The following is a 14,040-nucleotide window of genomic DNA, read 5'->3' on the forward strand; positions in this document are numbered from 1 at the left end:
AATTGATCACCAATGAAATTGGCAACCGTTGAGTATGAGGAATCCGAACAGACCGCGCTCGTGCTGGAGGACGGCAAAAAGCTCCTTCTGCTCGGCCGCGCACATGCCCTGATGACGGGGGAGCCTGCCCCGGAGCTGTCCACCATGCAGCGCATCATCGACGGCGGCGCCCCCGTACGCGCGAAGCTCGATCGGATCGCCGCCGCGGCACCGGACCAGGCCGTCGTCGAGGCGAAAGATGTTCGCTGGATGTCGCCCCTGCCCCAGCCTGTGCAGATCCGAGACTTCGGATGCTTCATGGATCACTTCCGCAACGCCAGGGCGCGAATTCAGGGCATCCCGGTCAGCGAGGTCGAGCTCCCCGCAATTCAGCTCGAGCGCCCGCTGTACTACGTCGCCAACAGGCTGTCGGTGACCGGTCACGAGGTGGACGTGAGGTGGCCGGCCTACTCGACGCTCAGGGACTACGAGTTGGAGTTCGCTTGCGTACTCGGCCGCGGCGGAATGGACATCTCCCGTGAGCATGCCCACGACCACATCTTCGGCTACACCATCTTCAACGACTTCAGTGCCCGGGACACCCAGCTCGAGGAGATCTCGACCGGACTCGGACTGAGCAAGAGCAAGGACTTCGCGGATTCCAACGTGCTGGGCCCGTGGATCGTCACTGCGGACGAGCTGGACGATCCGTATCGGCTTCAGATGGTCGCCCGGATCAACGGCGAGGAGGTGAGCCGCGGAACCAGTGCAGACATGCATCACACTTTCGCGGACATGATCGCGTTCGCCTCCAGCTCGACCCGGCTGCACGCCGGCGAGGTGTTGTGCTCGGGCACGGTACCGACGGGCTGCGGACTCGAGCACGGGCGCTTCCTCGAGCCCGGGGATGTGGTCGAGCTGGAGGTCACCGGCCTCGGCGTACTGCGCAACCGGGTGATCGTGTGACCAGCGATGTGATGGTGCTGGGCGTCGGCGCGACCCCCTTCGGCCGACACCCGGACAAGACCGCCTCCGACCTGCTGGGCGCCGCCGCGGCTGACGCGCTGGCCGATGCGAGCATCGAACGCTCCGATGTGGGTGCCATCTTCCATGCAACCGTCAGCCAGAAGGCGCTCGATCACCAGCACATGATCCCGGGCCAAGTCGCTTTGCGCCCACACGGATTCGTCGGGGTCCCGGTGGTGAACGTCGAGAATGCCTGCGCCGGCGGCGCGACTGCGCTCTGGTTGGCGATCGCTCACGTCCGTGCCGGGCTGTCCGAAGTTGCACTTGCCACCGGTGTCGACAAGCTCGTATGTGCTGACCCCGCGCGGGGATTGGCGGTCTTCGATGGTGCGCTCGACGTTGCGAACCGCGACGAGGTTCTCACGACTCTGGGGGCACTCGCCGGCCCTCTCCCCCCTCAGCTCGACACCGCGCCGGGGGACAGGTCTGTCTTCATGGAGGTCTATGCGGCGCTCGCCCGCGCGCATATGGAGCGGTTCGGTACCACCGAGTCGCAACTGGCCGCCGTCGCCGCCAAGAACCATGCCCATTCGGTGTACAACCCTCGTGCCCAGTTCCGCAGATCCTTCACTGTCGACGAGGTGCTGGCCGCACGGCGCGTCGCCTGGCCACTGACCGTCCCGATGTGCTCGCCCGTCAGCGACGGCGCCGCGGCAGTGGTCGTGGCGAGCGCCGAGTTCGCACGCCGGGCCGCCTCGAGTGACCGCGCGGTCGCGGTCCTCAGCAGTGTGCTGGTCTCGGGCACCGACCGAGCCGCAGAAGACGCACACAACCACATCGGACGTCGAGCCGCCCTCGCCGCCTACGAAGAAGCGGGGCTTGGGCCGGGGGACGTCGACGTCGCTGAAGTGCACGACGCGACTGCATTCGGCGAGATCCAACAGGTCGAGAATCTCGGCTTCTGCCCGATCGGAGACGGCGGACCATGGTCGGCCTCGGGCACCAGCGCCCTGGGCGGCTCTCTCCCTGTCAACCCGTCCGGTGGCCTCGAATCCCGCGGGCATCCGGTGTCCGCCACAGGTCTGGCGCAGGTGTTCGAGTTGGTAACCCAGCTTCGCGGCAGCGCAGGTGCACGCCAAGTGCCCGGCGCACGAATCGCGATCGCCGAGAATGGCGGCGGCGTCTACGGCATCGAAGAGGCAGTAGCCGCGGTCACTCTCCTCGGAGGAGATCGATGAAATACTCTGCGGAAGAATCGAATCCGAACATCGATCCGGGGTATGCGGAACTGATTCTGACCACCCTGCGACGGCAACCGGATCGTGTCGCGTTCCGCTTCACCGACGACCAGGGTCACCGGCGAGCATGGACCTATCGCGAGGTTGCCGAGCGGATCGTGCGGACAGCCACCGTATTCGGGGAACTCGGCCTGACCCCGGGACACGGTGTGGCGCTGTTGTCCGGCCCTCGACCGGAAGCATTCACCGTCATGGTTGCCGCATGTCTCGCGGGCTTGCGATATGTAGCACTGCACCCGCTGGGAACTGCTGAAGCGGACCGAGTCATCCTCAGGGACAGCGCCGCAGATCTCTTCGTCGTCGACGACTCCCAGTTCCCCACACGAGCCGACCAGGCGGGCACGAAAGCCATCACGATGGCTGCACTGAACCGCCGCGTCGCCGACGCACAGCCAGGCCCGCAGGACCCCCGAGGGCCGGCCCTGTACCTCTTCTACACGGGCGGGACAACGGGAGAACCGAAAGGCGTGATGCTGCGCGACCGGTCACTCGTCGCCAATGCGTTCGCCTGTTCCACCTGGGAGTGGCCGCAGGACACCAACTTCCTGATCACCACACCGATGTCTCACGCGGCGGGCCTGTTCGTGGCTCCCGGTCTGCTCCGGGGTGCAAGCTTCGACGTGCACGCATCCTTCGACCCGGACAAGGTCATCGACGCAATCGAACGTGACGGCGTCTCTGCATCATTCCTCGTTCCGACGATGCTGTACGCGCTGCTCGACCATCCGCGTGCCGCCCACGCCGACCTGTCAGGGCTGCGCTGGCTACTCTACGGGGCCGCACCCGCCGACACCGCGCGTATCGCCCGAGCGCGCGAGCTGTTCGGACCGATCCTGAGCCAACACTACGGACAGGCCGAGGCCCCGAACGCGCTGACGGTGCTCGACTCCGGCGAGCACCGCGACGACCCAGCTGTACTCGGCAGCTGCGGACGCGCCATGCCGGGCGTCGAGATCGCCATACTCGATTCGTCCGGCGAGGAAGTTGCGCCGGGCGCAGCCGGGGAACTATGCGCCCGAGGCCCGTTGGTGATGGACGGCTACTGGAACAAGCCAGAAGAGACCGCGGCGGCGCTCGAGGGTGGATGGCTCCACACCGGTGATGTCGCACGGCGTGACCACACCGGGCTGATCACGATCGTCGACCGCACGAAGGACATCATCATCACCGGCGGCTTCAACGTCTATCCACGCGAAGTCGAGGACGCCCTCGCTACTCACCCTGCAGTCGCGGCGGCCGCAGTCTACGGTCTACCGGATCCGCAATGGGGCGAGGCTGTCACCGCCGCGGTTGTCTTCCACGACGGCCACACCGCCAGCCCCCGGGAGCTCGCCGAACACGTCCGCGCCACAAAGGGCTCGGTCTGGGCGCCCAAGCGCATCGACGTGTGCGACGCCCTACCGACGACAGCGCTGGGCAAGATCGACAAGAAGGCTCTCCGACACACGCATCCGGTGCGGGAAGCCCCGGCGCAGTAGACAACCTTGCCGAGTCGAGTCATGACGGGGCTCTGGCCGGCCGCGCCTCGAACCGGGGCGGGCCGGCGCCGACAACGCCATGACGCGCAACAGCTAGTGTCCTTTCGCGGTAACGGTGGGCGCTCTACCGGGGTCGATGGCGCTTGTGAGTCCTGCATCGACTGGAAGAACGATTCCGGTAGTCCAGCGAGACTCCGGTCCTGCCAAGTATCGAACCGCTTCTGCCACATCCCATCCCGTGCCCTCGGTCCGAAGCGGTGCAGCCTCGGCCCGGAGACGACGCACATGCTCGTCCAGCCCCTGTGCGTCCATCATCGGTGTGTGCACCAAGCCTGGGGCGACGGCATTGACCCGGATCCCGTCGGGACCGTGCATCGCGGCCATGGCTTGGGTGAGGCTGAGCAGGGCGCCCTTGCTGGCTGAGTACGCGACGGACGGGTGACCGCCGCGCAGCCCTGCGACCGAGGCCATGTTGACGATCGCTCCGCTGCCGGCCATTGCAGGAATCAAATATCTGGACAGTAGAAGCACCGAGTCGACGTTGACGCGCATACACATTCGCCAAGCATCCAGGTCGATATCGACCACGCTTCCCGCCGGGCCGGTGACACCCACGTTGTTGACCAGAATGTCCACCCGGCCATGCTGCTCGAGAACGTCCGCGGCAAGGCTGCGGCAGGTCGAGTCATCAGCGACGTCCGCGACGACCGCTGAGGCGTTCACCCCAAGAGAGGCACACATCTGGACGGTCCCCTCGAGATTCGCCCCGACGTTGTCGACCAGAACGACATGGGCCCCGGACTGGGCGAGCCGGACAGCGCAGGCACGGCCGATTCCGATTCCAGGCCCACGCGATCCGGCGCCGCTGATGACTGCAACTTTGCCCGACAAGCGGCCATCGAGCATGCCAGGTTCAGATTCGCTGTGCACTGTCACTCCAGTAGGATTCACGCACATCCTTCTTCAGTACCTTTCCGTTCGAGCTGCGTGGCAGCCGATCGACTACGTCGATCCTTTTCGGGGCCTTGTAGCTGCCGAGCTTGTCCTTGCATCGCCGAATCAGGGCTTGACGGTCGAGAGCGGCGCCCTCGTTGAGCTCGACGACTGCTACCACCTGCTCTCCCCAATCTTCGTGCGGCACACCAACTACCGCACAGTCCTGGATCGCAGGATCCGACCACAGAACTTGTTCGACCTCGCTCGGGTATACGTTGAGTCCGCCGGTGATGATCATGTCCTTCTTGCGGTCGGTGATGTAGAGGTAGCCGGCATTGTCCAGGTGGCCGATGTCGCCAGTGTGAAGCCAGCCCTCGACGACAGTCTCGGCAGTCTTCGCAGGCTCGCGATAGTAGCCCTCCATGACGAGGTCTCCGGCCACACAAACTTCGCCGCTTCGCCCCACCGGTAGTGGATTTCCTTTGTCATCGCGGATTTCGACGTTCACAAGCGGTCCTGGGCGGCCGCAGGATGCAAGGATGCCATCGGTGCGCAGGCGTCCGTCGACAAGATGCTCCTCAGGCCGTAGGAAAGATATGGCACCGAAGGCTTCGGTCTGGCCGTAGAACTCGATGAGGATCGGGCCGAAGACCTCGATCGCACGACGTAGCTTCTCTTCGGACATCGGCGCCGCACCGTAGATCAGATAGCGAAGAGACTCAAGGCGGTAGTGCTTCTCCTCGACCACTTCGAGCAACCGGTAGATGACCGTCGGAGGTAGAAATACCTCTGTCACGGAGAACCTCTCGATAGCGGACAGCACCGCCCTCGGTTCCGCCCGTTCGATCACCACCACCGTTCCGCCACGAGCGGACACCGGCAGGCTGAGCATGCCCGCCGAATGCGTCAGCGGGGCGGCGGCGAGATTGACCACCGGTTCGTCGGCGTCGTATGTCAGGCCCAGCATGAAGTGAGCGAACGTGACGCCGAAGGAACGATGCGTGTTCACAACGCCCTTCGGCCTTCCGGTGGTTCCTCCGGTTGCCGAGATGGAGACCACATCGTCGGGTCGAACATGTATGGGCGGCGCTGTCTTCGGCTTCTCCGAGCACCAATCGATCAGCGAAGGTTCGTCGCCGAGCGGTGCGTCGATACACACCACCAGACGAACCTTCCCCAATGCACGGATCCGGGAGACGATCGAGATCATTGTGCTGTGCACGAAGAGTACGGTGCAGTCGAAACTATCGATGAGATCGGCCAGAACGTCCTGCGAGCTTGACGGATTCAAGGGAACCCAGACCATTCCGGCCCTCCACGTACCCAGGACGGCGATCCAGGCCAGTGGGTCGTTCGGGGCGATGACCCCGATCTTCGCCTGGGCAGGCAGATCAGTGTCGAGCAGTGCATGCGCGATCCGGCAGGACAGTTCGCCGGCCTCGTCGTAGGTCCACGTTCCTCGCTCGCTGACATAAGCGATGCGGTGTCCGCCCATACGCCAACCGCGGTCGAACATGTCGATGACACTCACGAATCGATCCTTCCGAGAATGGTGACTGCGGCGACGGCCTCCTCGTACCCGAGGAATCCGCCTCCGTTCTCGGTCAAGCCGATCCGAGGATCGGAGACCTGCCGGACTCCCGCTCGGCCACGCAGCTGTTCGACGAGTTCGAAGATCTGACCGAGTCCGGTCGCGGCCAGGGGGTGTCCTTTCGATTCGAGCCCGCCTGATGGGTTGATGGGGATTCGCCCACCAATGGCGGTTGCTCCACTCGCCGCTTCCATTCCTCCGCTGCCGAGCTCACACAAACCCAACATCTCGCTCACCAGAATCTCTGCGAATGCGGTCGCATCGTGTACCTCTGCGACATCGACATCGCCCGGACCCACACCTGCTTGTTCGTAGGCAGCGCGCCCCGCAACACGGGTCACGTGTCGATTCCAGTCACCGAGATCGCGATCCTGACCGGACACCACCACGCTGGCCATCACATCGACGGGGTCGGGGACGCCGAGGTTCCGGAGAGCCTCGGCGCTTCCCACCACAACCGCTGCTGCGCCGTCGGTGAGCGGGGCACACATCGGTACCGTCAGCGGTGGCGCGAGAGGACGTGCGGCGAGCACCTCGCGAACCGTCATCCCTGTTCTGTAGAAGGCACGTTCGTTGTGAACGGCATGCAGGTGGTTCTTGGCGGCGACGGCAGCGATCTGCTCCTCAGTCGTGCCGAACTCGCGCATATGCGCGCGCGCAACTGCAGCATAGATATCCATGAACACGGAGCGCTGACCGATGGTGGAGTCATCGATGTCACCGCCGAGTTCGGTAAGGGCCTCAGCGAGGGTCTCGGGCCTCGAGGTGTCGTACGCTCCGTCGAACACAGCCATCGCACGGGCACGATCACCGACATTCATCTTCTCCGCACCGACGGCCAGCGCGATATCAGCGAGCCCTGCCCTGACGTGAGCGACCGCTAGGTGGAAAGCGCTTGTTCCACTGGCGCAGGCATTCTCGACGTTGAAGATCGGGATTCCTCCCAAGCCGAGTCTGCGCAGGGCAATCTGTCCGCCAATCATGTGCTGACCTTCCAGCGGCGATTGCGTGGTGTTTGCATAGAACGCGACGTCGATATCCGACAGGGAGAGAGCAGCGTCAGCGACCGCCGCGTGCACAGCCTCAGCGGCGAGGTCGGCCACGGAGCGGTCCCGGTGGCGGCCGAAGGTAGTCATGCCTGCGCCGGCTATCTGAACGGAAGCACAGTTGGAAGCAGTGGTCACGGTCAGTCCTCGAGAGGTTTGCGGGCGGTCTCCGGCATGGAGACGAAGGTCAAGAAGGTGATGGCGGACAGGGCTGCGATGTACCAACTGAACAGTGAGGTTCGGCCCGAGTCGATCAGCCACGTAGCGATGTAGGGGCCTGTTCCACCGAAGATCGCCACGGTGAGCGCATAAGGAAATCCGATACCGAGGACGCGAATCCGGGAGGGGAAGAGCTCGGCCTGGACCGCTGACGCGATGGACGCGAAACACGCCAGCGCCGCCATGCCGGCACACTGCACGACAAGCAGGCTCCAGAAGCTGTTCGACAGCATCCCCAACAACGGCACCGTGCCCACGGTGAAGGCGAGGGAGCTGGCATACAAGAAGGGCTTACGGCCGACCTTGTCGGATGCCCATCCACATACGGGGACGACAGCCCAGAAGAAGATCAGGGAAATCAGTCCGATACGGATCGACTCTGCCCGATCGAAACCAACCGTGATCTGCGCATACGTCGGCAAGAACACAACCCAGGTGTAGAAGGCGACAGATGGTCCGAGTTGCATCCCGACCACCTGCAGAGTCTGACGGGGATGCTGCCTGACAAAGTCGAACATTCCAGACTTCGGAGCGCTCCCCGACGGCGCTTCACTCATGGCGAGGGTCTCCACGCTGCTACGGCGAATCCAGATGGCGCACAACGACGCCGCGGCGCCGATCAGGAACGGTACACGCCATCCCCATGACTCCATCGAAGCTTGATCGAGGATCCCCGAGAGCAGAGCAACAGACCCGACGGCTGCAACATTGCCGGCCGTCGCGCCCAGATAGAAGAAGCTCGAGAAGAACCCCCGCCGGTTCGGAGGCGCCGATTCGACGAGAAACGCCGAAGCGGAACCGTATTCGCCGCCCGTGGACAAGCCCTGGAGCAACCGCGCCGCGATGAGGATCACCGGAGCCAGAAGGCCGATCTGCTCGTACGTAGGAGACAGCCCGATCAGCAGGCTGCCCACCCCCATCAACGAAACAGTGGTTTGAAGTGCCTTCTTCCGCCCGTAGCGATCACCGAGCCGGCCGAGGAACAAGCTCCCGAGCGGACGCATGAAGAAGCCGACCGCAAAGACCCCGAGTGCTGCCAGCAGCGGGACGAGACTGCCTTCGCTGTCACTGGGAAAGTACTGCTCGGCAAAATAGACCGCGAGCAACGAGTAGATGTACCAGTCGTACCACTCGATGAGATTTCCGACGACAGCAGCAGCGATTTGCCTGTACGGGCGTTCCACGGCCGCGACGTGGGACTCCTCGGCGATCTTCGATTTCATACACATGCCTCCGCAAGCTCGAGTACGCATGACAGCCGCCACCTGTGATGACGGTCATGTTCGCTTGAACAAGCATGGGGTGACACAGTCCGCTAGTCGACGGACGTCGGTCCGAAAATTATTGGAGATTCGAACAATCCATCGCTGTCAATCGATGCCGATCTCGAGCGCCCAGCTGAGCCCGATGATCACATCGGTGCACTCGAGATCGACATCGAGCAGTGTCTGGATCTTGTTCAACCTGTACCGGAGCGTGTTCGGGTGCACCATGAGGGCGGCAGCGGCAGACTGGATATTGCGGCGATGCTCGAGGAAGACCGCGAGCGTGCCCTCCAGCTCTCTGGATGAACGATCTTGTGCCCGAAGAGGATTGAGATATCGATCACGTAGCCACTCACCAACCACGGGGGCACACCGTGCAGCTGCCCGCCAGGTCACATCGTCGAGCGTGTACACCCCCGGCATGCCGCGAGGTGCCGCCACCGCGTACACCAGCTCGGCGATCTGCATCGCTGCTGCGGCAGAGGCGGGCTCGCACGGTGGCCCGAGAGCAACAACACCGAGCCGATCGGGGTCGGGCTTTCGGGGGCTCAACCCGATGCAACGCTCCTCCCACACACAGGTCAGCGCCGCACGATCGCCGCTTCGTCCCGTCGATTCGAGACGTTGCCGCAAAGCATGGTGGCCGACACCGTCGATCGGTTGTGCGATGAGGGGATGATAGGAGCTGGTGGGGGACAGGCCGTGCTCCGAGGCAATCACCGAACCGAACGAGCCGGTGACCACATCGCGAATGAAGTTCGTCCGCGCCCTGTCCTCCTCCAACGCATTCTCGATACCGATACGCTGATATGTCACCGCGGCCTGACTGATGAAGTGGTCGCCGAGGCGCCAGAGCAGGCGGGCACCAGCGAGCACCTGGGCTGGATCGACCTGCTCCCGGGCTGCCCACTCGTTGAACCGCTCATAGATCACGGTTATCGACAATCGGTAACCGCGGATGATGTCCTCGATCGGGATTCCCTGCGCGGCCCGCTTCGCGGTCGTACCAGTAGCCTCCGCCACCGTCGCTGGAGCCGGAACGTCTCCGCGCTCGAGGACCTCGGCCGAACGCATCACGTTGCGGTGCAGCGAGCTCCTCAGGTCATCGACAGGAATCGCCCGGTACGAGGGAATCTCATTCATCCCGCGGTCGATGCAGTCCTCCGTGATGCTGTCGACATCACGTCGCATCATCGACGCGCCCTCGGCCAGAACACGTAGTGCGCGCTCGTCAAGCATCTATTCCTGCCCGTCCATTCTCACGACATCAGCGTAGAGACTGCATCAGCCCGGGTGTCGACAACAATAGGACGAGGATGAGGAAGAGGCACGAGGGGTATGACGACACATCCTCAGGGATGCACCGAGGTGGGACTGTCGGCCCACTCCGCGTTGCGAGGATCTTCAGCGCGGCGGCCGACGGAGCGGATACAGCGTCTGCCGAGCAGCTTCGGGGCTGGATGGCAGTTCGGATCATCGCGTGCCGTGGAATTCGCTCTCCGGCGCGGTGCGCATCAAGAACGGCATCGTCTTTCGGAACATCACGGGTAAGGCCACGTACTTCCTGCCAGGTCACGCGCTCGACGACACCGCTCTTGCACTGGCCGAGGAGTACATTGATCGAAATCGGACGAAGACCGGGGATGAGTGACGAGGGTCGTGATCAGGCGCAGCGTGGCGAGCATGGAGGGCGTCGCGTGAGCGAGACCTACAACTGGGATCGCCTCTTCCACGCGTATGCCCTGGCGACTGACACACCGGCTCATCTGGAGGCGTTGGTGGGGCCCGACGAGACGGCGTTCTCGACGGCGATGGAGCATCTGTACAGCGCGGTGCTGCATCAGGGCACCATCTACCCGGCAACGGGGCCCGCGGTTGCCGCTGTTGCACAAGCGGTCTCGTTCTGGAGTGGCGATGCGGACCGAAGAACCGCGTCGACACGCCTGCCTGCGCTGGTGGACTTCCTCGATGCCGCGGGTGACAGTCTGACCCAGGCCGGGGAGCTGTTCGCGGACGGAGCCGAGGTCGTGCCGCCTTCGGCCGAGAAGGAACGCGAGTTCTTCGAGACGCTGGCGTCCGACGACGAAGAAGAAGCGGAGGAAGCGTGGGAGTCGCCCGTGGCGGGCGCATTGATGACACTCGCTGTCCCGGCGCTCCGGCAACACACGGACCCGGTCCTGGAGGGGCTGCTTCAGCTCATGGAATCAGATGCTCTCGGCCACAAGGCGGAGACCGTGAGTGCACTGGCGCGGTGGAACGGCACCGCGACATCCCCGTATCGGCACCGGGTCGCCGCGGCGCAGTCTGCGTTCGCGGACAGCGCCACCGAACGTGACGACCGGGCCGCGGCTGTTCTCGCTCTCGGTACCGCCGGAGCCGACGTCAGCGGCTGGCTCGCCGACGCCGATCCGGCGATCCGCGCTTGTGCCGCATTGCATCTGCCGTCGTCCGGACAGGCGACGGAAGAACTCGTTCGTGCGCTGACCCAGCCGGAAGAGGTCGACCAGTGGTTCGAACGGAAGCCGAACAGCCTTCGCATGCACGTCCGGTTCACGCTGCTGAACTCGCTCCTGCAACGGGATACGACTTTCGCCGCGATCCTACCGGCGGCCGTTGCGATAGCGCAGCTTTCGACTGCGTACACGGCCGACAGCGACTGGGGACCGTTGCTTCGTGCCGCGTTCCCCGAGGTCGAGTTCGTTCCGGGCGAGTACCCGCCGGTGCCCGAGAACATCGGCGCGCCTCAGCGACAGTTGCTCGCAGCCTTGGTGGCGAACGAGAAGTTGTGGGGAACGAACATCGGCAATGCAGGTCTGGCGCTCATGCGCGTCGGCCTGCCGTACGACCGACACGCAATCACGTTGTTGCTCAACGACGGGACCGTAGATGAGTGAAGCCAACGGTCGCGACCAGACGTGGCGGGCGAGCTGATCCGCCTGGGCGGAAGCCTTCCATCAGGCTTCCGGGCCGAGGACTACTCGCCGAGCCGCTCGTCCGCGTAGACGACCATCGCGTCCCGCTGATACTCGGCCAGGCCCTCGGCGATCCGCTCGTAGTTCGCCTTGAACCGCTCGTCGTCCACATACATCTGCCCCAGGCATTTGTACGCGTCCCGGTTCGGGGTCCACATGCGGCAGATGCCCTGGTATTGCGTGTGGATCTCGGCCTGGACTGCCCCGTCGCCGACCGGGGTGCCGGCGGCCATGAACTCGGCCATACGGATCATCGCCGCGGTCAGCTCACGCTGCATACGCTCGACGTCCTCGGCAGTCATCGTCGCGGTGTTGCGCCGAGACTGCTCGAACTCCTCCGGCCAGCGTTCACGGGCCTCGTCGTCGTACTGCGTGTGGTCGAAGCCCTCGAACAGGTTCTCCGGGCGGTTGATCTTTGCTGTCATTTCCGTCGCCCCTTCGAGTTCGGCGATGGTGCGCGCCACGGTGTCGGCCATCCGCGTCAGGCGATTGCGCTCTCCGAGGAGGCGGATGTGCTGGCGCTTGAGGGCGGCGAGCGTGTCCGGCTCGGAGTCGACCGCCTCGGCGATCTCGGCGAGGCCCAGGCCGAGTTCGCGCAGGACGAGGATCTGCTGCAGGCGCAGCAGTTGCGCATCCTCGTAGTAGCGGTAGCCGTTGGTGCCCACGTAGGCGGGCTCGAGCAGTCCGATGTCGTCGTAGTGCCGCAAGGTGCGGGCGGTGACGCCCGACATCCTCGCCACGTCCGCGATCGACCAGCTCATGGTGCTTCCATCTTCCGTGAGGCCGGTCCGTCCGGCCTCGTCTTCGACCGTAGAAGTTGCCGCTACGTGAAGGTCAAACGGTAGTGCGCCGAACCACAGCCGCCGGTCGCGTGCCTGAGCGCGATCCGAGCTGAGCCTCAGCGACCGAAGAGACGACCGAAGAACCCGCCCCTGCCCGGCGCGAGCGGCGCCCACTCGAGGTTCCACAGCTCCTCGACCGTGATCCCGGCAAGGCGGCAGACGAACTCCAGGTGCGCGTCCTCCGGGTCGTCCTCGATCTCGAACACCGCCTCGGCGTCTATCGGGGCGCCGAGGTCTTCGGCGACCTCGCGCTCGGCGAGCACTCGGAGGCGGGGGTCGTCGCCGAACGACCGGACCACGTAGACGTCGCTCGTGCCACCGAGGGTGACCAGCACCGTTCCCGCGGGCGGCTCGGAGAGTTGCGGAAGCTGCTGAAGATCGAGACCGGGATCCACGAGCACCACGTGCGCGCCAACCTGCGCGGCCGACGGACCGGCTGCGGTGCTGCGGCTCGCTTCGCCGAAGTCGATGGTCGATCCGGCGTCAGCTCCGAAGGCCGAAAGGTCGGTGTTCGGCACGAAACCCAGCATGAAGTTCATGGACATTGCGACAGCCTAGCGACCGGGGACGACGGTTCCCCGGATCGAGTAACCGCCGATTCGGCGCACGCTACTCGCCGTCGGCCCGCCCGTCCGCGTACTGCGCCACCACGCGGTCACGCCATTCGCGGAAGTCGTCGAACTTGCCGGCGAGCGCCTGCCGCAGCTCGGCAGGGCTGTTCACCCAATCCATGTCCTCCGGATCCGGAACATCTTCCGGGGCATGGTTGGCGCCGGGAACGATATAGGTCGGGTTGCCCTGCGGATTGGCGATGAGGAATCCCGCCGCGACGCACAGCTCATAGATGAACGTCGTCTCCTCCTCCGACAGCGAGGCGTGATCGATCCCACCGCTCAGCGGCTCCTCCTGATCGAGCGGGTCGAGATACAGGTCAGTCCAGTGGCCGTCGAACGAGAGCGCCTGCCCGTCCGCATCGACGAGAAGCGAACCTTGGCCGTCTTGGCCGTCGCTGCCCACCGCGCGCAGGCGGCGCGCCTCGAGGAAGGCGGCGACGGCATCGCGATCCGCGTCGCACTGCTCGTCTCCCTGAACACGGACGAAGATCAGCGAAAATCCCATGCCCGGAATACTGTGCCGTCGCGTGTCCCTCCGCAAGGTGACAATGACGGTCGCAGACGATGCCCTGTTCGCACAGTGCGAACTACCGAGACGACTCGACGCAACATCCCCATGTGCAACACCGTCCGCCCGCACGAGGTCATCGCATGGAACCTGCCCGCTGTGGCCCACCTCAGGATCGTCAAAAATTTTTTGACGTCTGTTGTATGCTTCGAATCGTGCCGACCTCAGACCGCCCAGAGGAGGAGGTCCTTCGCCATTGGCTGAACGCCACTCCTCCTCGTCGAGATGCGCCTCCTAAGGACAAGGCTCACCTTGTCCGTGAGGTG

General features: G+C 64.5%; 13 protein-coding genes. 5 read left to right on the forward strand and 8 right to left on the reverse strand.

Annotated features, from left to right (window positions below):
• Window positions 1–12: 12 nt before the first annotated feature.
• Genes ERC79_RS10670 through ERC79_RS10680 form a run of 3 tightly spaced genes read left to right on the forward strand, consistent with a single transcriptional unit; the run spans window position 13 to window position 3,721 of the window.
• On the forward strand, window positions 13–945 hold the full coding sequence (locus ERC79_RS10670) for a fumarylacetoacetate hydrolase family protein (protein ID WP_131578019.1): 933 nt from the start codon (window positions 13–15) through the stop codon (window positions 943–945).
• A complete protein-coding gene (locus ERC79_RS10675; protein WP_131578021.1) occupies window positions 942–2,183 on the forward strand; it encodes a thiolase family protein in 1,242 nt (413 codons plus the stop codon). The genes ERC79_RS10670 and ERC79_RS10675 overlap by 4 nt, the downstream gene beginning before the upstream one ends.
• Window positions 2,180–3,721 (forward strand): AMP-binding protein, encoded by a 1,542-nt coding sequence (locus tag ERC79_RS10680; protein WP_131578023.1) that lies wholly within the window; start codon window positions 2,180–2,182, stop codon window positions 3,719–3,721. The genes ERC79_RS10675 and ERC79_RS10680 overlap by 4 nt, the downstream gene beginning before the upstream one ends.
• Window positions 3,722–3,814: 93 nt before the next feature.
• Here ERC79_RS10680 and ERC79_RS10685 read toward each other — a convergent pair whose 3' ends face one another.
• The 5 genes from ERC79_RS10685 to ERC79_RS10705 form a co-directional block, all read right to left on the reverse strand.
• On the reverse strand, window positions 3,815–4,651 hold the full coding sequence (locus tag ERC79_RS10685) for an SDR family oxidoreductase (RefSeq protein WP_242676809.1): 837 nt from the start codon (window positions 4,649–4,651) through the stop codon (window positions 3,815–3,817).
• A complete protein-coding gene (locus tag ERC79_RS10690) occupies window positions 4,635–6,188 on the reverse strand; it encodes an AMP-binding protein (protein ID WP_131578025.1) in 1,554 nt (517 codons plus the stop codon). Before ERC79_RS10690 ends, ERC79_RS10685 begins: the two co-directional genes overlap by 17 nt.
• Window positions 6,185–7,432: a thiolase family protein gene (locus ERC79_RS10695; protein WP_242676810.1), complete on the reverse strand. Its 1,248-nt coding sequence runs from the start codon at window positions 7,430–7,432 to the stop codon at window positions 6,185–6,187. The genes ERC79_RS10690 and ERC79_RS10695 overlap by 4 nt, the downstream gene beginning before the upstream one ends.
• Before the next feature lie 2 nt (window positions 7,433–7,434).
• Window positions 7,435–8,736, reverse strand: coding sequence for an MFS transporter (locus ERC79_RS10700; RefSeq protein ID WP_242676811.1), 1,302 nt, complete (start codon window positions 8,734–8,736; stop codon window positions 7,435–7,437).
• 147 nt (window positions 8,737–8,883) lie between these two features.
• A complete protein-coding gene (locus ERC79_RS10705; RefSeq protein ID WP_131578029.1) occupies window positions 8,884–10,017 on the reverse strand; it encodes a helix-turn-helix domain-containing protein in 1,134 nt (377 codons plus the stop codon).
• Between the two features lie 241 nt (window positions 10,018–10,258).
• Between ERC79_RS10705 and ERC79_RS23065 the strand changes: the two genes are divergently transcribed.
• Window positions 10,259–10,429, forward strand: a complete 171-nt coding sequence (locus ERC79_RS23065) for a hypothetical protein (RefSeq protein ID WP_165497082.1) — start codon at window positions 10,259–10,261, stop codon at window positions 10,427–10,429.
• Between the two features lie 46 nt (window positions 10,430–10,475).
• Entirely contained in the window at window positions 10,476–11,672 is a 1,197-nt protein-coding gene (locus ERC79_RS10710; protein ID WP_131578031.1) for a hypothetical protein, read from the forward strand.
• An 80-nt stretch (window positions 11,673–11,752) separates the two neighbouring features.
• Here the strand turns inward: ERC79_RS10710 and ERC79_RS10715 are convergent, their stop codons facing one another.
• The 3 genes from ERC79_RS10715 to ERC79_RS10725 all read right to left on the reverse strand — a co-directional run bounded on the left by ERC79_RS10715 (window position 11,753) and on the right by ERC79_RS10725 (window position 13,711).
• Window positions 11,753–12,511 (reverse strand): MerR family transcriptional regulator, encoded by a 759-nt coding sequence (locus ERC79_RS10715; RefSeq protein WP_131578033.1) that lies wholly within the window; start codon window positions 12,509–12,511, stop codon window positions 11,753–11,755.
• Between the two features lie 137 nt (window positions 12,512–12,648).
• Window positions 12,649–13,137, reverse strand: a complete 489-nt coding sequence (locus ERC79_RS10720; protein WP_131578035.1) for a hypothetical protein — start codon at window positions 13,135–13,137, stop codon at window positions 12,649–12,651.
• Between the two features lie 64 nt (window positions 13,138–13,201).
• A complete protein-coding gene (locus tag ERC79_RS10725; RefSeq protein ID WP_131578037.1) occupies window positions 13,202–13,711 on the reverse strand; it encodes a hypothetical protein in 510 nt (169 codons plus the stop codon).
• Window positions 13,712–14,040 lie beyond the last annotated feature (329 nt).

The sequence above is a fragment of the Rhodococcus sp. ABRD24 genome (assembly GCF_004328705.1).
Taxonomy (GTDB): Bacteria; Actinomycetota; Actinomycetes; order Mycobacteriales; family Mycobacteriaceae; genus Prescottella.